This window comes from Leucobacter celer subsp. astrifaciens, assembly GCF_001273835.1.
Classification (GTDB): domain Bacteria; phylum Actinomycetota; class Actinomycetes; order Actinomycetales; family Microbacteriaceae; genus Leucobacter; species Leucobacter celer.
The window spans coordinates 96,698-116,157 of the sequence record NZ_JHEI01000150.1 but is presented as its reverse complement, the minus strand read 5'-3'; the positions used below and the strand labels follow the sequence as shown (position 1 = coordinate 116,157).

21 protein-coding genes and 1 pseudogene are annotated in these 19,460 nt (G+C 65.5%); 9 read left to right on the top strand and 13 right to left on the bottom strand.

What is annotated here, in order from left to right; translation table 11 throughout:
* Positions 1–194: 194 nt before the first annotated feature.
* From AMS65_RS17180 to AMS65_RS17170, 3 genes are all read left to right on the top strand, one after another.
* A complete protein-coding gene (locus AMS65_RS17180; RefSeq protein WP_053385387.1) occupies positions 195–1,424 on the top strand; it encodes an exonuclease domain-containing protein in 1,230 nt (409 codons plus the stop codon).
* 94 nt (positions 1,425–1,518) lie between these two features.
* Entirely contained in the window at positions 1,519–1,788 is a 270-nt protein-coding gene (locus AMS65_RS17175; protein ID WP_053385386.1) for a hypothetical protein, read from the top strand.
* Positions 1,785–1,970, top strand: coding sequence for a hypothetical protein (locus tag AMS65_RS17170; protein ID WP_053385385.1), 186 nt, complete (start codon positions 1,785–1,787; stop codon positions 1,968–1,970). Before AMS65_RS17175 ends, AMS65_RS17170 begins: the two co-directional genes overlap by 4 nt.
* A 19-nt stretch (positions 1,971–1,989) precedes the next feature.
* Here the strand turns inward: AMS65_RS17170 and AMS65_RS17165 are convergent, their stop codons facing one another.
* Complete coding sequence (locus tag AMS65_RS17165; RefSeq protein WP_053385449.1) at positions 1,990–2,478, bottom strand: hypothetical protein; 489 nt, start codon at positions 2,476–2,478, stop codon at positions 1,990–1,992.
* Between the two features lie 90 nt (positions 2,479–2,568).
* Here AMS65_RS17165 and AMS65_RS17160 point away from each other — a divergent pair, with 90 nt between their 5' ends.
* Complete coding sequence (locus AMS65_RS17160; protein ID WP_206542010.1) at positions 2,569–3,006, top strand: hypothetical protein; 438 nt, start codon at positions 2,569–2,571, stop codon at positions 3,004–3,006.
* 9 nt (positions 3,007–3,015) lie between these two features.
* On the opposite strand, the gene poxB is transcribed toward AMS65_RS17160, so the two are convergent.
* Together poxB and AMS65_RS17145 are read right to left on the bottom strand one after the other, a co-directional pair.
* A complete protein-coding gene (poxB, locus tag AMS65_RS17155) occupies positions 3,016–4,740 on the bottom strand; it encodes a ubiquinone-dependent pyruvate dehydrogenase (protein ID WP_053385384.1) in 1,725 nt (574 codons plus the stop codon).
* A gap of 286 nt (positions 4,741–5,026) precedes the next feature.
* Positions 5,027–5,620 carry a YdeI/OmpD-associated family protein gene (locus AMS65_RS17145; protein WP_053385382.1) on the bottom strand — a complete coding sequence of 198 codons (594 nt, stop codon included), beginning with the start codon at positions 5,618–5,620 and terminating at the stop codon, positions 5,027–5,029.
* 177 nt (positions 5,621–5,797) lie between these two features.
* Here AMS65_RS17145 and AMS65_RS17140 point away from each other — a divergent pair, with 177 nt between their 5' ends.
* On the top strand, positions 5,798–6,133 hold the full coding sequence (locus tag AMS65_RS17140; RefSeq protein ID WP_053385381.1) for a DUF4342 domain-containing protein: 336 nt from the start codon (positions 5,798–5,800) through the stop codon (positions 6,131–6,133).
* Between the two features lie 20 nt (positions 6,134–6,153).
* On the opposite strand, the gene AMS65_RS17135 is transcribed toward AMS65_RS17140, so the two are convergent.
* The 5 genes from AMS65_RS17135 to AMS65_RS17115 form a co-directional block, all read right to left on the bottom strand.
* The gene (locus tag AMS65_RS17135; protein ID WP_241489498.1) at positions 6,154–8,181 is read right to left on the bottom strand and encodes an iron ABC transporter permease; all 2,028 of its coding nucleotides are present in this window, start codon (positions 8,179–8,181) and stop codon (positions 6,154–6,156) included.
* A gap of 98 nt (positions 8,182–8,279) precedes the next feature.
* Positions 8,280–9,338 (bottom strand): iron-siderophore ABC transporter substrate-binding protein, encoded by a 1,059-nt coding sequence (locus tag AMS65_RS17130; RefSeq protein WP_053385380.1) that lies wholly within the window; start codon positions 9,336–9,338, stop codon positions 8,280–8,282.
* A 28-nt stretch (positions 9,339–9,366) separates the two neighbouring features.
* Positions 9,367–10,272, bottom strand: a complete 906-nt coding sequence (locus AMS65_RS17125; RefSeq protein ID WP_053385379.1) for an ABC transporter ATP-binding protein — start codon at positions 10,270–10,272, stop codon at positions 9,367–9,369.
* 142 nt (positions 10,273–10,414) lie between these two features.
* Positions 10,415–11,203 carry an AraC family transcriptional regulator gene (locus AMS65_RS17120; protein WP_206542009.1) on the bottom strand — a complete coding sequence of 263 codons (789 nt, stop codon included), beginning with the start codon at positions 11,201–11,203 and terminating at the stop codon, positions 10,415–10,417.
* A 38-nt stretch (positions 11,204–11,241) separates the two neighbouring features.
* Positions 11,242–12,159 (bottom strand): serine hydrolase domain-containing protein, encoded by a 918-nt coding sequence (locus tag AMS65_RS17115; RefSeq protein WP_053385377.1) that lies wholly within the window; start codon positions 12,157–12,159, stop codon positions 11,242–11,244.
* Positions 12,160–12,482: 323 nt separating this feature from the next.
* Here AMS65_RS17115 and AMS65_RS19845 point away from each other — a divergent pair, with 323 nt between their 5' ends.
* From AMS65_RS19845 to AMS65_RS17105, 3 genes are all read left to right on the top strand, one after another.
* Positions 12,483–12,638, top strand: coding sequence for a hypothetical protein (locus AMS65_RS19845; RefSeq protein ID WP_162231783.1), 156 nt, complete (start codon positions 12,483–12,485; stop codon positions 12,636–12,638).
* A gap of 250 nt (positions 12,639–12,888) precedes the next feature.
* Positions 12,889–13,470: a type IV toxin-antitoxin system AbiEi family antitoxin domain-containing protein gene (locus AMS65_RS17110; RefSeq protein WP_053385376.1), complete on the top strand. Its 582-nt coding sequence runs from the start codon at positions 12,889–12,891 to the stop codon at positions 13,468–13,470.
* Positions 13,471–13,519: 49 nt separating this feature from the next.
* Positions 13,520–14,791 (top strand): hypothetical protein, encoded by a 1,272-nt coding sequence (locus AMS65_RS17105; RefSeq protein ID WP_053385375.1) that lies wholly within the window; start codon positions 13,520–13,522, stop codon positions 14,789–14,791.
* Between the two features lie 165 nt (positions 14,792–14,956).
* Here AMS65_RS17105 and AMS65_RS17100 read toward each other — a convergent pair whose 3' ends face one another.
* Complete coding sequence (locus AMS65_RS17100) at positions 14,957–15,895, bottom strand: nucleotidyl transferase AbiEii/AbiGii toxin family protein (RefSeq protein WP_241489497.1); 939 nt, start codon at positions 15,893–15,895, stop codon at positions 14,957–14,959.
* Positions 15,874–16,407: a type IV toxin-antitoxin system AbiEi family antitoxin domain-containing protein gene (locus AMS65_RS17095; RefSeq protein WP_053385374.1), complete on the bottom strand. Its 534-nt coding sequence runs from the start codon at positions 16,405–16,407 to the stop codon at positions 15,874–15,876. The genes AMS65_RS17100 and AMS65_RS17095 overlap by 22 nt, the downstream gene beginning before the upstream one ends.
* 59 nt (positions 16,408–16,466) lie before the next feature.
* Here AMS65_RS17095 and AMS65_RS19595 point away from each other — a divergent pair.
* A pseudogene (locus tag AMS65_RS19595) lies at positions 16,467–16,739 on the top strand (transposase); the annotation flags it as partial.
* Here AMS65_RS19595 and AMS65_RS19590 read toward each other — a convergent pair.
* Genes AMS65_RS19590 through AMS65_RS18875 form a run of 3 tightly spaced genes read right to left on the bottom strand, consistent with a single transcriptional unit; the run spans position 16,736 to position 19,429 of the window.
* On the bottom strand, positions 16,736–17,566 hold the full coding sequence (locus AMS65_RS19590) for a hypothetical protein (protein WP_157502406.1): 831 nt from the start codon (positions 17,564–17,566) through the stop codon (positions 16,736–16,738). The pseudogene AMS65_RS19595 and the gene AMS65_RS19590 sit on opposite strands and share 4 nt — an antisense overlap.
* Position 17,567: 1 nt before the next feature.
* Positions 17,568–18,515 carry a ParB/RepB/Spo0J family partition protein gene (locus AMS65_RS17090; RefSeq protein WP_053385373.1) on the bottom strand — a complete coding sequence of 316 codons (948 nt, stop codon included), beginning with the start codon at positions 18,513–18,515 and terminating at the stop codon, positions 17,568–17,570.
* Positions 18,515–19,429, bottom strand: coding sequence for a DNA adenine methylase (locus tag AMS65_RS18875; protein WP_162231785.1), 915 nt, complete (start codon positions 19,427–19,429; stop codon positions 18,515–18,517). The genes AMS65_RS17090 and AMS65_RS18875 overlap by 1 nt, the downstream gene beginning before the upstream one ends.
* Between the last annotated feature and the right edge of the window lie 31 nt (positions 19,430–19,460).

Genomic DNA, 19,460 nt, shown 5'->3' with positions numbered 1-19,460 from the left:
TACGCATAGGAGCGAGTGTATCCAACGGGTCGGACATTCACAGCGGCCGCGTAACCAGCTCTCATCCGCCCATTCTGCAATCAGGCCATTCCGAGTCAACTGGTTTCTATGCTGTGGCTTGGATATGGGAAACCCTTCGGTAAAGTGAGCGAGAGAAAGCGCAGCACCTGCTCGTAGTGAGGGATCAGAAAGACATGTCAGGATTCGCGGTAATCGATTTCGAGACGACCGGTTTCGTGCCCGAGCGAGGAGACCGGGTCGTCGAGGTCGGAATCGTCCTCCTTGATGACAGCGGGCAGCGCGAGGACGCCTGGACGACCCTCGTGAACCCGAAGCGAGATGTCGGCGCAAGTCACGTACACGGCATCACCGCAGGCGAACTCATCGATGCCCCGGAGTTCTCTGAAATCAGCGACCACTTGCTTCGCCTCGTCTCAGGACGCGCGGTTGTCGCCCACAATGCAACTTTCGATATGCGTTTTCTCCACCATGAGCTTCTCCGTTGCGGGTACGGCCTCGACGACCGCCCGCGTGCGCTGTGTTCGATGAAGTGGGCGGGGCGTCTGCTCGGCCAGGCCAAGCTTGAGCACTGTTGCGAGGCGCTCGGGATCCCTCTCACCGAAGCTCACACTGCGCTGGCCGATGCAGAAGCAACGGGTCAGCTCCTCGCGCAACTGATGACGTTTGGAAGGTCTCTGCCGGACTGGCACGATGATCTCCTGGCGACGAGATCCTTCGGCTGGCCATCGGCGAGGAAATCTCAGACGCCGCGCACGGCAACCAGGCGGTCATCTGAGCAGCCCCCTCCGCATTCGTGGATGGCCGACGTGCTCGCCGATGCTTGGATTCCAGGAGGATCGGAAGATGAGGCTTCGTACCTCGACGCCCTCAGCAACGCTTTGCTGGATTTCCATATCTCCGCGACTGAGGGGCGCTCTCTGGTGAGCATCGCCCAATACTCGGGACTCTCAGGTGACCGCGTGCTCGCGCTCCACCGAGAGCATCTCGGGCGCCTTGCCGCAGAAGCGTGGTCGGATGGGGTTCTCACGGATGCGGAACTCACGGATCTCTGCACCGCGGCCACGCATATGGGGCTCGACGCGAGCGATGTCGCTTCGGCTTTGGACGCCAACCGAGAGGCTCGTGGTCAAACGCAGACAGCGCTGCTGCAAGCGGGCGACAGAGTGGTTTTCACCGGAACTCTCGCAAAGCCGAGAGAACAGTGGATCTCCGAGATCATATCGGCCGGCCTCACCGCAGGAGGCGTGACGAAATCCACTCGTGTAGTCGTTGCTGCTGACCCTGACTCGCTCAGCGGAAAGGCCGCCAAGGCACGAGACTACGGAGTCCCCGTGATCAACGAGCGCGCTTTCGAAAAGTACTTTGAAGAATATGTGCGGATCGATAGGCCAATGGCGCTCTGATCCCAACGGCATCACGCTGCTCCCCTCCTTGCGTCCGAAGCCCGCTTTGTCCAGGGGGTAGTCGTACCAAGGTGGTCACGCTTACCGTGGATGTATGGATGAGCTGATCGAACTCGTCTCCCCGGAGCAGTTGCCCGAGGAGTCCTCGACGCGCTTCCTACTCGGCGGGTGTGCGGTCACCGTCGTGGCCGAGGATCCGCACTGGTGGCGATTCCCCGAGCTGGGCGTCAGCCTCGTGCAGCACGACTTCGCCGCCCCCACGGCGTTCGTCGTCTCCGGCCACGGTCCGGGCGGCTCCTTCTTCGAGACCCTCGACGTGCTGCGGGAGATCGCGCAGCACGTGTCCTCAGGGAGCACCACGTGACCCGCTACGTGTGCGCCGAGTGCGGCGCGGACGCCGTCACGGTCTCCCCCGACGGCAACACGCTCCCCCGCGACGCCGAGGTCGTCGTGCCCGCGGTGACGCACTGCTCGAATGCGTCGTGCGGCAAGTCCGATCCTCACCTCGCGAAGAGCACGGATTTCAAGCGAGCCGACGAGGAGTGAGTCCGGCGCGTCGGCCGGACTACGCTTCAGCGGGATCCTCCGTCGCGCGTGCGGTGATCACGGAGACCGGAATGTGCCCAGCGGCGAGTATGAGCGCCGCGATCGCGATCCACGGATTGCTCAGCCAGGCAGCCGCGGCGAGGAACACCGCCGCGGGCAGGATCGCCATCGGCACGGGCACCCGCCACAGGGGGCGGTACAGCAGCATCGCGCTGCACCCCGCGCGAAGGTACCGGACCCACAGCGCGTAGTAGACGGCGAGCGCCCAGACAGTCGGGATCAGGATCCACCAGATGATCGGACCGGGGACTGTGATCGCGGGCACCGTCAGACAGAGGGCCTGGCCCGCGCGCTCCAACCAGATCAGCGGGGCAGGCGGGCCCGACAGGTCCGACCTGCCGGCCCCGTCCGGCGCTCGCACGAGGTCGACCGGAGGAAACCAGAGCATCAGGAGATTGGGCGCGAGCACCGCAATGCTCACAGCCAGGCCCAGCGGTGAGAAACCCACGGTCACAGAGTATCCCGCGACACGGCCGCGAGACATCGGTCGCGTGGAAGAGCTCTTCTCGGATTCCTCGCCGATCAGTAGGCTCGGGACATGCAGCCCGTACCCGCGCCCCGCCCGCTCCGCATCGCGCTGCTCATCGTCGCCTGGTTCAATCTGGTCTCGGCGCTCGCGGGGATGCTCGGGCTCACGATCGGCGGCGGGATGGGCATCCCGCTGGAGTGGATCGAGGGCAGCGTCTTCACCTCGTACGTCTGGCCGGGCGTGATCCTCGGCGTGGTCGTCGGGGGCGTGCAGTTGCTCGCGATCCTCGCCCAGTACGGCAGGTACCGGCTGGCCTGGGGGCTGCAGGCCGCCGCCGGTCTGACGATGATGATCTGGATCTTCGTGGAGATCGCGATCATGCTCGTCTGGTCTCCGCTGCACGGCCTCTACTTCGTCACCGGTCTCGTGCAGACCGTTCTCGCGGTGCTCGCGCTCGGCGCCTGGCCCCGGCCGTTCCTCGGGCGGATCCCGAAGCGCGACCGGTGAGGCCTCCGCCTACAGGATCTGCCGCAGATTCGTCTTCGCGAGATCCACGATCTCGTCGCCGCGGCCAGAGAGCACGGTGCGCAGCGCGTAGAGCGTGAAGCCCTTCACCTGCGCCGCCGAGATCGAGGGCGGCATCGAGAGCTCCTGGCGATCCGTCAGCACCTCGACCAGTGCTGGCCCGGGGTGCGCGAAGGCCTCTCGCAGCGCGGACTCCAACTCGTCGGATTCCGAGACTCGCACCGCGTGCAGGCCGATGGCGCGGGCGACGGCGGAGAGATCCGGATTCTTCAGCTCCGTGCCGTAGTTCACGAAGCCGGCGGCCTTCATCTCGAGCTCCACGAAGTTGAGCGAGGAGTTGTTGAAGACGACGATCTTGACGGGCAGCGGCGCGTTCTGGTCGAGCGTCAGCAGCTCCCCCAGCAGCATCGCGAGTCCGCCGTCGCCGGCGAGGGCGATCACCTGGCGCTCGCGGTGCGCGGCCTGCACGCCGATGCCCTGCGAGACGGCGTTGGCCATGGATCCGTGGCTGAATGAGCCGATGAGACGGCGGCGGCCGTTCATCGTGAGGTAGCGCGCGGCCCACACCACGGGCGATCCCACGTCGGGGATGAACACCGCGTCGTCGGAGGCCAGCTCATCGATCAGCCGGGCGACGTACTGCGGATGGATCGGCTTGCCCTCGCCAGCCGGGGTCGCGAGCTCGTCGAGCCGCTTGCGGGTCTTGCGGTAGTGGTCGACGGAACCGTCGACGTGCGAGCGGCTGCGGCGGTGTTTGAGGAGCGGCAGCAGGGCGCTCGCGGTCTCCCCCACGTCGCCCACCAGCCCGAGGTCGAGCGGTGTACGCCGACCGAGGTTCTCGCCGCGGATGTCGACCTGGATCTTGACGGCCTTCTCGGGGAAGAACTGCTGGTACGGGAAGTCGGTGCCGAGCATGAGCACGGCGTCGGCCTGCTCCATGGCGCGGTAGCCGGAGGCGAAGCCGAGCAGGCCGGTCATGCCGACGTCGAACGGATTGTCGTACTCGATGTGCTCCTTGCCGCGCAGGGCGTGCACGACCGGGGCTGCGAGCTGATCGGCGAGGGCGACCACCGCGTCGTGCGCGCCCGCGACACCCGCACCGGCGAGGATCGTCACCTTCTTGGCGTCGTCGAGGAGTGCGGCGGCGCGCTCGAGTTCGGTCTGGCTCGGGATCACCCGTGGCTGCGCCGGGGTGATGGTCGTGACGGTGTCGTCCGCGGCGTCGGCCAGCGCGACGTCGCCCGGGATCACCACGACGGCGACACCCCGTTTCTCGATCGCGGTCTGCATCGCGATGCGGAGCACGCGCGGCATCTGCGCGGGGCTGGAGACGTGCTCGACGTAGACGGAGCACTCGCGGAAGAGATCCTGGGGATGGGTCTCCTGGAAGTAGTTGGAGCCGATCTCATCGCTCGGAATATGGGCGGCGATCGCCAGCACCGGCACGCGCGAGCGGTTGGCGTCGAAGAGGCCGTTGATGAGGTGGAGGTTGCCGGGCCCGCAGCTGCCGGCGCACACCGCCAGCTCGCCCGTGGTCGCCGCCTCCCCCGAGGCGGCGAAGGCGGCGGCCTCCTCGTGCCGCACGTGCACCCACTCGATGTCGGAGGTGCGCAGCGCGTCGGTGAAGCCGTTGAGCGAGTCGCCGGGAATGCCGTAGACGCGCTGCACCCCGTTCGCGGCGAGGGTATCGACGATGTTCTGTGCGACGGTGACCATGGCTGAGCCTGCCTTCCTTCTCCGTCACTCCATCCTTGCCGGAGCGGTGCCGGTGGGGCAAGGAGTGCGGGCGGGGTGGCGCAGCGGGGTGCAGGGTGGTAACGGCGTTGCGCTTGCTACTGTACGCCGGCGCCAGCCGCTCTGCACGATGATGCTGGTCACGGTCGACGGGCGTGACGTCGATGTGGAGCTCGTGACGGTGGACCGGGAGCGGTGACGGGCACGGCCCGATCCCGCGATCCTGCCATGCTGCCGGGTGACCGTGCTGCCTGACCGGCTCCTGCGTTTACTGCGGGTGGTGGGTCTCCCCGTTCTCGAGCATGGTGAGGATCTTTGCGAGGCGGTTGCCGCGGGTGGTGGCATTCGACGCGGTCATGAGGCGGTGCAGGATCGCGTAGCGGTTGGCGGCGTTCAGAGAGGCGAACATGGTCGCGGCCGTGTCCGATGCGGCGAGCGCCGCTGTGAGATCCTCTGGCACCTCAGCCTTCGCGGAGCCGACGTAGGCTCGCTCCCAGCGCCCGTCGGACTGGGCCCGGTCGATCTCCGCCTGCCCGCGCTCGCGCATCCGCCCCTGCACGATCAGTTCTTCGACGATCCCGATGTTGCGCTGCGACCACATCGACGCGCGGCGCCGCGGCGTGAACCGCTGCCGGAACGTAGCGGCGTCGAGGCTCCCTTTCTGCCCGTCGATCCACCCGCTGCACAGCGCCTCCTCGAGGGCCTGCGCATGGCTCAGCGTGGTCGGCTCGGTCGTGCCTTTCTTCGCGAGCACCAGCCAGACCCCGTCGGAGGAGTCCTCGTTCGCGTCCAACCAGGCGCGCCACGCGGCGGCGTCCGGGAGCGTGAGGAGTTCGGGAAGCGGGGACTGCTGTGCGGTCATGGATCCATCGTAGGGAGTCGAGGAGCGACGTGTGTGGGCGCCGAAGCCCCAAGTGAACCCGGCTTCCGGCGCAGTGTGCAGTAGGCCACCCCGAGTCTGACCCCTGCAACACCACTCAGCGCACATCGTGGTTCTCTCTATACACTGCAGCCACGCCTCATCGAGAAGGGAACGCTCATGACCGAGAACGCGGGCAACGCCAGCGACAACGACAACAACTGGTACGAAGAATTCAAGGTCAAGGGCGACGAGCTCATGGCCAAGGTGCGCGAGATCATCGAGGAGGGCAACGCTCGCCGGCTCTACATCAAGCGGGAGAGCGGCGAAACGCTCTTCGAAATCCCGCTGACCGCAGGCGTCGCCGTCACGGCTGCGAGCGCCGTGCTCGCGCCGATCCTCGTCGCCGTGGGCGCCGTCGCTGCGCTCGCTACGAGCCTCACGATCGGGGTGGAGCGCCGGGGAGCAGACGATGGTGACGATGAAAGCAGTTCGGAGTCGGAGACGGCGGAGTAGTCGGAGTCGGAGGGCCCCGATCAGTCACGGGCGCGGCGCAGGATCCAGACGAAGTAGGGGGCTCCGACGAGGGCGATCATGAGGCCCGCCGGGAGCTGCGCCGGAGAGATGAGGGTGCGGCCCAGGGTATCGGCGACGAGCACGAGCAGTGCGCCGATGATCATGGCGACGGGCAGAACCCGCGCGTGGCGAGCCCCGACGAGTGTGCGGGCGAGGTGCGGCGCGACAAGCCCGACGAACCCGATCGCGCCGACGGCGACGACGGCGACGGCGGCGAGCACCGCGGCAGGGGCGAGGACGCCGAGCCGAGTGCGCTCGAGGCGTACGCCGAGGATGCGCGGGGTGTCCTCGTCGACCGCGAGCAGGTCGAGCTGACGTCGGAGCGCGACGAGCACCGGGATCGCGAGCACGAGCACCACCGCAACCGGGAGCACATCCCCGAAGGAGCGTCCGTACGTCGTGCCGGAGAGCCAGGTGAGGATGCGCGGTGTCTCCCAGGGGTCGGAGCGCAGGAGCAGAAAAGTGGTCACCGCCGTGAGCGCATAGCCGCAGCCGATGCCGACGAGCACAAAGCGGTCCGGGAGCAGGCCGCCGCGCCAGGCGAGCAGGGTGATGAGCGCGAACGTCGCGAGCCCGGCAACCACCGCCATCACAACGAGCGCTGGCCGTCCGCCTCCGAACCCGGTGGTGACGACAAGCACGGCGCCGACTCCGGCGCCGGCGGTGATCCCGAGCAGTCCTGGCTCGGCGAGCGGGTTGCGCACGGTGCTCTGCACGATCGTCCCGGAGAGTGCGAGCGCTGCACCCGCGAGGAGTGCCGCGGTGACCCGGGCTGCACGTTCGTCGAGTGCACGGTCGATGAGGTCCGGTGCGGCGGCCTGGGCCCACAGCCCCAGATCACCCAGGCGCAACCAGAGGTTCCCGGCGAGCAACCCGATGACGACAGCGACGACGAGCAGGACGACAGCGGCGAACAGGACGGTGACAAACCGGCGACGAGTGCGGAGCCCCGACTGCGCGCCTGAATCCATCCGGGCGGTGCCTGCATCACGCATGCGCATGGCGAGGATCACGATGATGACACCGCCGAGCAGGGCTGTGGGGATCCCGGTCGGAATCGATGTCGCCCCCTCCGGGCTGAGGATCGCGCGGAGGATGGCATCGGCGAGCAGGATCAGCAGCGCGCCGAGGAGCCCGGAGGCGGGGACGAGGAACGCGTGCCGCCGCAGCGCAGGCACCCGGTGCGCGAGGAGCCGGGCGAGGACCGGGGCCCCGAGACCCACGAAGCCGATCGGCCCGGCGAGCGTGACAGAGGTGCTGGTGAGGAGAACCGCGCAGAGCACTGCGATCACGCGCGTGGAACGCACCGGCACTCCGAGCGAGGAAGCCGCGTCGTCGCCGAGGCCGAGCACGTCGAGGCGTCGCGACAGCAGGAGCGCAAGCGTCAGGACGACCACGATCATCGGCGCCGCCCGGATGGAGGCGTCGAGATTGAGCTGAGCGAGGGATCCACTGCCCCAGGCGAACAGCCCGGTGGTGTTCTCGCGGAACAGAATGAGGAGCATCGCCGTTCCGGCTCCCAGCGCCATGGAGATCGCGGAGCCGGCGAGAATGAGGCGTGTGGTCGCGGTTCCCGCGGCGCGACCGGTCACTCCGAGCACGAGCGCCGCAGCGAGGAGCCCGCCGGCGAACGCGACGCCGCTCGACGCCCACAGTGGCACGGAGAGCCCGAACGCGGCGACTACAGTGAGCGCGAAGTAGGCGCCCGCTGTCACCGCGAGGGTGTCCGGCGATGCGAGCGCGTTGCGGGTGACAGATTGCAGCAGCGCGCCGGCGACGCCGAGCGCAAAACCAACGGCGACCCCCGCGCACAGTCGCGGCAGCCGGGAACCGAGGAAGACGTCATCGACCGAGACCCCTCCCACGTACACCTGATCACCGGACAGCGCCCGCAGCAGCTCCGCGGCACCCAGCCCGGAGGTGCCCTGCGTGAGATGCCAGAGGCCGACCGCGCCCACCGCGATCAAGAGCACGGCGAGCACTGCCACCCCGCTGAGCGGCGTGCCCGAACGATGGATGCGGCCTCCGCCGGTCGGCCCTCGCTGCGGCGAGGGCCGACCGGCGGAGCGAAACGTGTCCCCTACTGTCACTTCCCGGTGATGACGTCGACGAAGGCGTCGATCGCCTGCTGGTTGGAACGCGGACCGCCGGCACCCCAGATGCCGGGAGGGAACTCGAAGGAACGCCCTTCCTTGACCGCGGGGAGCGCGTTCCAGATCGGGCTCTTCTCGAGTTCGGTGACGTAGCTTTCGGGCGTTCCGTCGTTCGCGAAGATGAGGTTCGCCTCGCCGACGCCCGTCAGTCCTTCGATGTCGGTCTGAGCGAGCCCGTAGGCCGGATCGACCCCACCACTGCCGTAGGACGCGTTGACCTCGTCGCTCCACGCGCCCGTCAGCCCGAGCTGCTCGCCGAGCTCGGTGAACAGCGCACCCTGGCCGTAGGGTCGGATGACGACGTTGCCCGACTCGATCCAGCCGTCGAAGAAGACGAAGTCGGTGGTGGGCAGCTGCGCGGAGGCCACCTCTTCCTTGGCGGTTGCAAGGTGGGTGTCGAACTCGGCGAGCACCTGCTCGGCGCGCTCGGTACGTCCGGTGGCCTCGGCGATGAGCGAGAAGACCTCCTGCATGTTCTCGATCTGGCCGCTCGTGTCGGTGCCGACGGTGGCGAGCACGGGCACGTCGCCCGCCTCGAGCTTGGTGAGCAGCTCATCGTCCGGGCTGTTCGCCTCGATGATGATGAGGTCAGGATCGGCGGCGTAGATGGCGTCGAGGTCGGGCTCGCCGCGCTCGCCCACGTTGACCACCGATTCCGGCAGCGTCTCCGCGCTGACGTAGGTGGCGAATCCGTCGATGGAGGCTGCACCGACTGGGGCGACGCACAGCGTCAGCAGATCCTCGGTCTGCTGCCACTCGAGCACGACGACCCGCTTAGCGGGCTCGTCCAGCTCGAGCGATCGGCCGTGGCTATCGGTCACCGACACCGGGCCTGTGGCGGTCACGGTGGTGTCCTCGGCGCAGCTCGCCGAGATAGCGGCACTGTCGGAGACCTCTTCGGCGGCGCCGACCTCGGTGGTTCCGCAGGCGGTGAGCGCGAATGCAGTGATACCGACGACGGCGACGGCCGCGAGGCGATGGGGGTGGATCATATGTTGTCCTCTCAAGAACGGTCGGTGGTCAGGGAACGGATGGGGCAGCTGCGTGCGGGCGCGGAGCATGGCGTCCGACCGGGTCGATCCGCAGGCGCCCGCTGCGCTCGTCGAGGTTCACGTCGACGTGGATCTCATAGGCGTGATGGATGTTCTCCGCAGTGAGAACGTCGGCGGGAGCGCCCTTCGCGACGATGCGCCCGGCCCGCATGAGCAGCAGCTCGTCGGCGACGCGGGCGGCCTGATCCAGATCGTGCAGCACCACCCCCACCGCGACGCCGTGGTCGTCGACGAGATCCCGGATCAGATCGAGGGTCTCCACTTGATAGCGCAGATCAAGATGATTGGTGGGTTCGTCGAGGAGCACGACGCCGGTCTGCTGCGCCAGGCAGGCCGCCAGCCACACCCGCTGGAGTTCGCCACCTGAGAGCTCCCCCGCGGCTCGATCGGCCATCGCGACCACGCCTGTGGACGCCATCGCGCCCTCGATCGCGGCGCGATCCTCGTCGCTCAAACCGGCGAACCGGCGACGGTAGGGGTGGCGCCCGAACGACACGACCTCCCGCACGCTGAGCCCCTGCGGCGCCGTGCGCGACTGGGTGAACAGGGTCACCTCGCGCGCGAACTCGCGCGGGTGCAGCGCGTGGATCGAGAGCTCCCCGGCGTCGGCAGCCCGGCTGAGGACGACGCTGCCGGCGGCGACCGGGTGCAGTCTGGCCAGGCTTCGCAGGAGCGTGGACTTGCCCGAGCCGTTCGGCCCCACCAGCGCCGTGACCCGCCCAGGCCGGAACGCGATGGAGGCGCCGTCGACCACCGTCCGATCGCGGAAACCGAGGCTCAGGTCCGTGCCGCGCAGCGATGAGGCGCCCGGTCCGATCGTGCTCTGCGAACCCGTCGGCCGAGGCGGCTCGGCAGACGGAAGTACAGCGTTCATCACGATGGCTCCTGCGGTGGAAGAAGAGGCGGGCACCACCCCCGTGCGGCGCCACTTCCACGGATGATCGCGATGGAGTGAGGTGAGGGTTGCCTTACCTCATCGATGCTACTGACGCGGATCTACGTCTGCAATCGAGCCTTCACGACACCCGATATAGCGTTTCAGCCATCTGTGGGGTGTACGCACCGGGCGTGAGGCCCATCACTCGCTTGAACGACGCGATGAAGGTGCTCGCCTGCGAGTACCCCAATTGCTCGGAGACCTCCTGCACGGCCAGGCCCTCCCCCAGGAGCGTCAGCGCGTGATGCACGCGGAGCGACTGCCGCCACTGCAGAAACGACAGCCCTGTGTGCGTGCGGAACTGCCGCGCGATCGTGCGCTCACTGGCGCCGACGGCTTGTGCCCACTCCCGCAGCGAACGGTCGTCCGTCGGATCCTGCACCAGGGCGTCGACGATCGGCCCGATGCGCTCCGCGTGCGGCACGCGCAGCGCCAGCTGCCGGCCGGCCGGTTCGAGCACGTCGAAGACCACCGCCTCGGCCCGCACCCGCGCGGCCTCGGTGAGATCAGCCCGCTCCAGGTGGGTCAGCAGCGCCGCCACCACCGGCGTCACGTCTACTGCGATTGCTTCCGCAAAGGCGACCGGGGAGCGCTCAGGATCGAATAGCGCGTCGAACAGCGAGGCGCGGGCCGTCGTGCGGCCCGAGTGCAGCGTGCCCGCGGGGATCCACAGGCCCTGACCTTCGGGCACGGTGATCACGCTGTCCGCGAGCCGAACGGTCATCGTGCCGCCGCGCATCCAGACCAACTCGTGCAGCGGGTGCGCATGAGGTTCGAACTCCAGCGGCACCGAGACGAAGGCGCTCTCCACCACGATCGCGAACGGATCCGGCACGCTCGTCGGCGAGTCGACCTTGTTCAGGACCACCGTGCGAGGTTCACGCGCCCAGGAACCGCGCGGCGAGGTCACCACGCCCGCGGCTCCAGGGTCGCCCGAGCTTCCGGGGTGTCCAAGGTCTCGAGGGTCTCGAGAGCCTCCGCGATCCGCTCAGCCATGCGGTCCGCTCCCGCGTGATCGTCGGCGGCGACCGTGACGACAGCGTCGCCGAGGAAGATCAGCAGCTGGCCGTAGGCGCCGTGCAGACGCCAGGCCCGCCCGGGACCGTCCCAGCCCGCGAGCGCATAGCGCCGGTATGCCGGCTCCGCGTCGTGCTCGGACCAGTCCGCGTGCATCGCCTGCGTCCACTGCGACGAGACGAGGCGATGCCCCTGCCAGATGCCGTCGTCGCGGATGAGGCGCCCGATCCTCGCCAGCTCCTCGAGGCGCAAGTGCAGCCCGCCTCCGGCGACGATCCACCCGTTCGGGCAGCGCTCCCAGACCGGCGCGTCGATGCCCAACGGCTGGAACAGCCGCGGGGCGAGCCACTCGGGCACGTCGCCGACCACCGCGGCGAGTGCCCGCATGGCGGTGTACGCACTCGCGTTGGAGTACTGGAAGACCCTACCCTGCGAGGAGCGCCCGAGGAGTTCGCGCGCGAGATCGGGCCAATCCGTCATCATGGTCGGCGACCACGGCAGATCGATCCCGCTCGTCATGGCGAGCAGGTGCCGCACCGTGACGGCCTCCACCCCTTCACCGAGCGTGATGTCCGGCAGGTACTCCCCCACCGGGGCGTCGATGTCGAACACGCCCTCGTCCGAGGCGATCCCGGCGGCGAGCACGCAGACGCCCTTCGACACCGAGTGGATGTCGCGACGCACATCGGCGCTCCAGAGGTGCGATACTCCCTGGTCGCCGATGCTCACGTGGATGCCGTGCGCGGCGAACCTGTCCTCTTCGGCCACGCGCACGAGCTCATCGAGGATCAGGCGCGCGCGGGTCATCACTCCATTATGGTGCGGACCAGTGGCGTGGAGGGCTGTGAAGAGAACGCAAGACAGTGCGAGAAGAGACGCGAGCGCTCGTCGGTCATGCTTGTACTAGCGAGCCCAAAGCAAAACGCGTCATGCCGTTGAACGCTGGACTCGAACCAAGAACAACTGAGGGGCTCTGGCTCTCCGGGATGCTCCGTGCAAACCTTCTCGATCCGCGTATTCATGCGGTTCTTACGGTACCAGTCTACGGGTTATGGCGGGTTGATACGACCTCATTCGGACCCCGCAGCGGGGTTTAGGACCCCGTTCCGGCCCCCACGGGAAGGCTCGTCATGAACGTCAGGGCAGCCGGCGAGGCAGCAGGCGCATCGGTTGAGGCCGTGCTCGGCAAGATCGGCGATGCCGTCGCAATGGCAGCTCTCGACTCGGCACTGGCAGATGGGTTCGCTCGTCATTGCGGTGGTACTTCTTCGAAGAGTGCATCGTGAATCCCGATGCAAGCAGCGTGACTCATCGTTCGATCCGAACGACGGCCCCCAGTGTTCTCATCTGATCATTCATGGATACAATCCGATCACACTTACCGCGGTTGTGTGCGGTTTTTATCCAGAACCCGCCCGATTGGAGGTCCCTGTCTCCGGCAGCCAGTGTCACAACGTCGATCGAACCAATGCTATTCAACAGAAATCACGACAGGTATGCTGTGTCTGTAATGGATTCTGCTGGCCGGAGGTGATGATGGATATCGCGACGCTGCCCGATCTGCTGAGCTACAACGATCTGGGCCCACAGGGTCTCACTCGGTATGGCCTCGACCGATTGATCGAGTCCGGCGAGTTCGAGCGCATCGCCCCTGGACTCTTCCTCCGATCAGGGCTCGCGGACGACACAACGGCAGCGTGGATCGCCATCGCCGCCAAGAGACCCGACGCGACGCTGTGTCTCCTGACGGCGCTGTCGTTGCACGAGCTGACCGATGAGATTCCCGCTCGGAGCGATATTGCCATCCCCCGCGGCACGCAACCGGTCACCGTGCACCATGCACCCATCGCCTGGCATCGCTTCGACGCGGACACGTTCAGCATCGGGCGCACTGAGCGTGCGCTGCCGGACGGATCGTTCATCGGCCTCTACTCCGCCGAGCGGACCCTTATCGATCTGTTCCGCCTGCGTCACGCGTGGGGTAGCGACCTCGCCCTCGGTGCGCTCAAGCAGTGGTTGCGTGGGTGCGGCAACAGCCCCGGTTCGCTGCTCACGATGGCCGAGGACTTCCCGAAGGCGCGCCCCGCGATCCAGCAGGCCTTGGAGGTTCTGCTGTGAGCCCCTACCGTGGTTCTTATGAGGCGACACCGCCTCAGAGAGAGGCAACGTGAGCAACGAGATCGAGCTGTTCAGCGACGGCGACGGCGTCGCTATCTTCGGCGACCCTCGCGAGGTCGAACTCTTCCTCTCCATTGCAGGCGTGCCCTCGAAGGAGATCGCGCTCCGCCCGCCCCTTGGCTCTGCCCTGAATGCAAGCTCCAGTGTGGCGCAGGCAGGCTCTCAGATTGCTGCGAACTCGGGGCGCTGGGTGAAGCTGACCGAAGAATCGGCGAAAGCGCTCAAGCTCGGTAAGGCTATGAAGGGCTCGACAGATGGCGTCAGCCGGGCCATCGCCACCACGAGCAAGGGCAAGGTCACGAAGATTCTGGAGTTCGTGAAGCCGGGGTCTGTCGGCTCGATGCTGACGAACCCAGCGATGCTCGCGGGCGCTGCGGGGATCATGGCGCAGCTGGCTATGCAGCAGACGATGGAAGAAATCACGCAGTACCTCAAGGCCATCGACGAGAAGGTCGATGACGTGCTCCGTACCCAGAAGGACGCCGCGCTGGCCGAGATGATTGGCGTCGGCCTGGTGATCGACGATGCGATACTCAAGCGCGAGCATGTCGGCCGCGTCTCCGAGGTGACCTGGTCGAGCCTGCACGGCGCCGCGCAGACGATCGCCACCACCCAGTCCTACGCACTGCGCCGCCTCGACGCCTTGGCGGAGAAGCTGGAGAAGAAGCGTAAGGTCGGCGACCTCGCCAAGCTCACAGCGGACGCCGAGAAGGACGTCGAGGAATGGCTCGCGGTACTGGCGCGCTGCTTCCAACTCCAAGACGGTCTCGCCGTCCTGGAACTCGATCGTGTCCTGGATTCTTCCCCCGACGATCTCGACCGCCACCGCGGGGCTATCCGCGCAGGGCGAGCGCGACGGCGCGATCTCATCGCCACCACGACGCAACGCCTGTTGGAGAGGATGGATGCGGCCGCGGTTATCGCGAACACACAAGTGCTGGTGCACCCGGTCAAGGCGAAAGCCGTCGTGTATTCCGGCAACGAGGTCGGTGCGAATGTCGCGAACTTCAACGAGCGACTTGGCATCCAGCAGGAACGCGCGACACTGGAGGCGAAACGGTGGGGCGAAGCCGTCGGGGATGCGAGGGACATGGTCGCGCATGTCGCCGAGGCGGGCGCCACCGCGACCGTCCGTTTCAGCGCCGAGGCGTTCGCGAACGCGAAGGCAGCCGGAGAAGGACTCTCGCAGCGAGTCACGGAGTGGCTACCGCACTCACAGAAAGACGCACCAGGATCTGACGAGGGCGGCTCTCAGCAATAAGAACGCTGAGGCTCAGCGGCTACGACGGTCTCCGTCGCTGGCGTGCTTCAGGAGCTAAAAACAAGGTAACGGGGTGGGGTGGTTCTGAGCAAGCAGCCTGATACTCCAACCCTTGCCTTTCGAAAACTCGCCCCGGAACGCGAGCGCACTGGCAGGGCGACGCTTTCAATCGAGAACAGGCGAGGAAGTAATGACCTTGATGACCTGCGTCAGCCACTCACGCGCCGCAGCGATGTCGGGCAATACCGGCGTCGTGCCGCCGACCTCAGTCTCTGCCCGCGCGTCGGCGTAGGCGAGTTCCCACCCGTCCATCGGGCGCAACGGGAGCGGCGGCCAGGCCTGCTGACGTCGCCAGTCGAACGTGCGCACGCACAGCTCCTGCAAGACCGGCAGATCGAGGCTGGCGTTCCAGAGCAGTTGCAGGTCGACCAGGTCATGCGCTCGCACGTAGGCGGGATCGGTGACGCCGTGGAGCTTCTGCGCGATCTGGTACTCCAGATCGACGAGCTCGACGGGTTGCAGACCCCCGAAACCGAAGTAGGCACCGAACTGCACGAGCTCACCGTCGATCTCCTTTCGCGCATACGCGTATGGCTCGATCTCGGGACCGGAGACCTCGACGTCGAGCGCGCCCCAGGCTGCGCCGAGAAACGCGATCGATACCCGATACGGGTGCATCACATACTCTGGTCGGGCGAGCCCCGGGTCATGAAGCTTCACCGCTCGAACGGTCGCGGTGAATGCGACGCGTTCGGGCGCATCCGGGTTGCGGCGCTGCTCGCCCTTCGACGCCGGCACTGTTCCCCACCCCTCGGCCAAACGTGCGCGGAACGCCTGCTCGAATTCTTCACCGCGGACGCGGGTGGAGACATCGAGGTCGGAGGTGGCGCGCGTGCCGCGCTCGCCGAAGCGCAGCTTCACACCCATGCCGCCCTTGACGGCGACGGCATCGGGGAGCATCTGCGACACGATCAGCGTGCAGAGCATCACCCGCGCACGCGCGACAGGGATGCCCAGTTCCGCAGCGACCTGCGCGAGCCGAGCATTGAGCTGCGTCACATTTAGCGGCGGGGTCACGTCGCTCACGCCGATGCCGCCTTCCATGCAGTCGTATCCTGCTCGCTGATCAGGTCTCGCCTGAGCGCCTCATTAACCACGGCCTCCCATCGGTCCGGCGGCATCCGATCCCGCATGTCCTCCAGCGCCCGTCGAACGGTCGTCGCGGGGATGCCCTCGTAGTGAGTGAGATCCTCATCGGGCACGTCAGGCCGGTTCTCCAGCTCCATCCACTTAGGCAGTGTGCGCCGCACGCGGCGGCGCGTGCCCACACGCACTTTCGGCGGGTTGAACTGCCCGACCCCCAGCAGATCGAGCACGGATTCTCGGTGCAGGAACGCCCCGTCACCCGCGAGGGCCACGGCGATCGTCGGTTCGGTGAACGGGCTCGTCGGCACGTCACGATGCGTGTAGACACCCTGCCCGTACGCGTGGAGCGCACCACGGGCGGCAAGCTTCCGCATCTCGACAGCAGGCACACCCGCGTCCTCGGCCTCAGTGACGGTCACCACGCCGTTGCGGGATGCGGCAATCTCCCACAGTTCTTGCCGATAGCCCATCACGCACCTCCTCGCCAATACCGTACCATAAAAGGTACGGTTTCGACCTTCTGCTCTGGAAGAAGATCGCCGTCGTAGTGCTCCGGTCGTTCCCATCGTGCCCGATCCCGGAGATCGTCCGCCTCGGACGCACGCTCACCCAGCGGCGCGACGCGTTCTTCACCTACTGGACCACCGACCGCTTATCCAACGGCGGCACCAAAGCCGTAAACGGACTCATCGAACTCGCCCGAGGCTTCACTAACTACGACAACTACAGACTCAGAATGCCCCTCATACGGAACTCGTGCGATTCACTGGTCAGTCTTTGCATGACAGTCAGTCACGTTTAGGAACGAAGAAGGGTGATGCAGTTAACGATGACGTTCAAATCCCGACCAACCTCATCTCGAAGTTGCCTTGCGCGCTTGCCCTTTGTGTGTTTGAAGTGGGCCACCGTCACGCGTCGAGGATTGATCCGCGCGAGTCCAACTGCCACCTGGCTCTCAGTTTGGGTAGGCCCTGTGATTTCAGCGAACGCGATTGCGAGTTCGCCGAGGGTCATCTTCCCAACCTGCGCCTCAGTTCGCCGAATCGGCTTCCCCTTGACACTCACGAACGAGACTCGGCCTGATTTGACGGCACGCTTAAGATACTGTCGCGCAATAGTCTCAACCGCGAGGCATGCGTCTTCGTAGGATTCCTTCCAGTTACCTTGCCCCCAAAGATCTCGCGCTTTTCCCAGAGCCTTTTGAAGTGAGCGCGCGAGCGCTGGAAACTCAACGTTGAGACTCAAATCATGGGGAGACACCAACGACGTCACAGACGATCCAGTAATGACATCCACTCCTACACCGAGTGCGGTCAATCGAGTGAGCGTCGCAGGTAAAACAGCCTTATCCGTCGCTATCCCAACGATGTATCTGGTATCGCTTTGGGATGCGCGTCCGAACTTCACCCATTCTTCAGCGCGCGCGAGATTCACCTTCGAAGCAACCTCGTAGAAAAATGCTTCTCCAGCTTGACGATGAGCACGGAAAACAGGTGTATTCGGATAGCCCAGGTCAACGGGCTCTACGGTTACCCTGTAGCCTTGCGCTTCCAACCAGGAACCATAGTGAACGACGGCCGAGAGTAGGTCATCGGGAATCAACTCAAAATCACTCGCGCGTATTACCACGTCAATCCTCAATGATTGAATTGATCAAATCACGAAGCTCACGAAGAGCGTCGCGCGCCCCGTCCGAGAGCACACTCGACGGCGGGAGCGCAGTGAGCGTACCGGCAATTCGATTCGAGGCTAACTCTAAGTTGTGATCTCTCTCTGCAGACTCGACGGAAGCTGCATATGCATCGCGAACAGTAAAGGTCGGCTCATCGATTATGCGCGCCACAGCGGTACGGATCACTTCTGGCGACACATCTTCCCGTCTGACCGCACGCGCCATACGTGTGAGAAGACGCGGCTCGACAGTACTTGTAAGTGCCTTAGCCCTGAACTTATCTATTAGCGCCCGCTCAAGCGCCTCTCGCTCATCATCGCCAATGATCTGCTCACGCACTAGCGCTTTGCCGCCTCGAGTCACCTCAAGTAGGTGATCTACAGTCAACGTTTGATCAGCCCGAGGGAGTTCCTGCTCCTCTTCGATTAGCTTCAGGTACGTTTGAGGGAGGGCGAGAATATTCTTAAGACGGCGGACTTCACCTCGACTCAAACTGGCAAGTTGCGCCAGCTGAGCCTCAGTCGGCACCCGGCCTTCGTTAGATTCGTATAGCTCCTCGAGTTTTTGAAGCTTCAGCGCTGTCGGGAAAGGGTCCCAATCAGATCGTGCGTTGTGGATGGCGAACATCATCATGATGTTCTGCATCAGCGAGGGTTCGGGCTGCACGATGATGGGTACGCGCAGCAACCCCAACTTCTTCGCACAGCGCCACCTTCGTTCGCCATCAAGCAGCACATAGCCGCCATCCGACGACTCATAGACCGTCAGCGGCACTAGGATGCCGTTCGCCGCGATACTGCTCTCAAGCTCCAGAAGCTCCTTCTCGCGGAAAACAAGCCGGGGGTTCTCCGGATTCTGCCGGATCTCACCCGGTGCCGCTACCTTGACCGTCGAGTCATCGTCCATCAGCCTGCCCTCCCGATCAGCAGTATTTCAGTAGTGCGGCCCCGCTTTGCGCTCGATGCAGCAAGAGTCGAAGCCCGCTCCAGCACAACTTGCTCGAATCCCTCGTAGAGGGTGATGATCTTCTCGTGGTTCGCGTTGGTGACCATTACTGTTGCGCCACGCTCCACGGCTCGGTGAGCGGCTTGAGCGAGACGAACCTGGTCATCCCAGGAGAAGATCTTTTCGTTGTACTCGACAAATCCGTTGTTGTTGTGAGATGTCACATAGGGCGGATCGACGAACACAAAATCGTTGGGACCTGCAAGATCCACCGCGGCCTCGAAATCTCCGCTCGTAATCTGGACCCTCTCGGGATTTAGAAGCTCTTGGACTGCCACAAGGTTGGCACGATCACAGATGAAATCGCTCTTCGGAGCACCCCACGGCACGTTGAACTCCCCTCGAAGATTCACCCGGTACAGGCCGTTAAATGCTCCCTTATTGAGATACACGAAGCGTCCAGCTCTCTGTAGATAGCCGCCACCCCGCTCAGCTCGTGCCACGTAGTAGTCGTCTTTGGAGAGCGGACGGCGGACGGCCTCTCGATGAACACCGGTCGCATTGCGCTGGACAGCACGCCATGTGTCAATGAGCGGCTCACAAGCATCATTGAGCAGCGCGTCCAAAGGAGCCAATTCCAAGAAGAGTGACCCGCCACCCAAGAACGGCTCGATGTAGCGACCAAACTCTTCAGGGATATGCGGCAGAATCTGTGGCAGTAATCGTCGCTTCGAACCAGCCCAACTAAGGAACGGCTTGGCCGGAACAGGTGCTACGGTCTCAATGAGTTCTTCCTCGACAGGCCCCAGGCCGGGACGCGTATGAGCCTCGTGAGATTCAACTTCCTCACTTCGCAACGATGCGGCGACGCTCATCCCTTCCTTCCTTGGCTTTCGATAGGCAGAG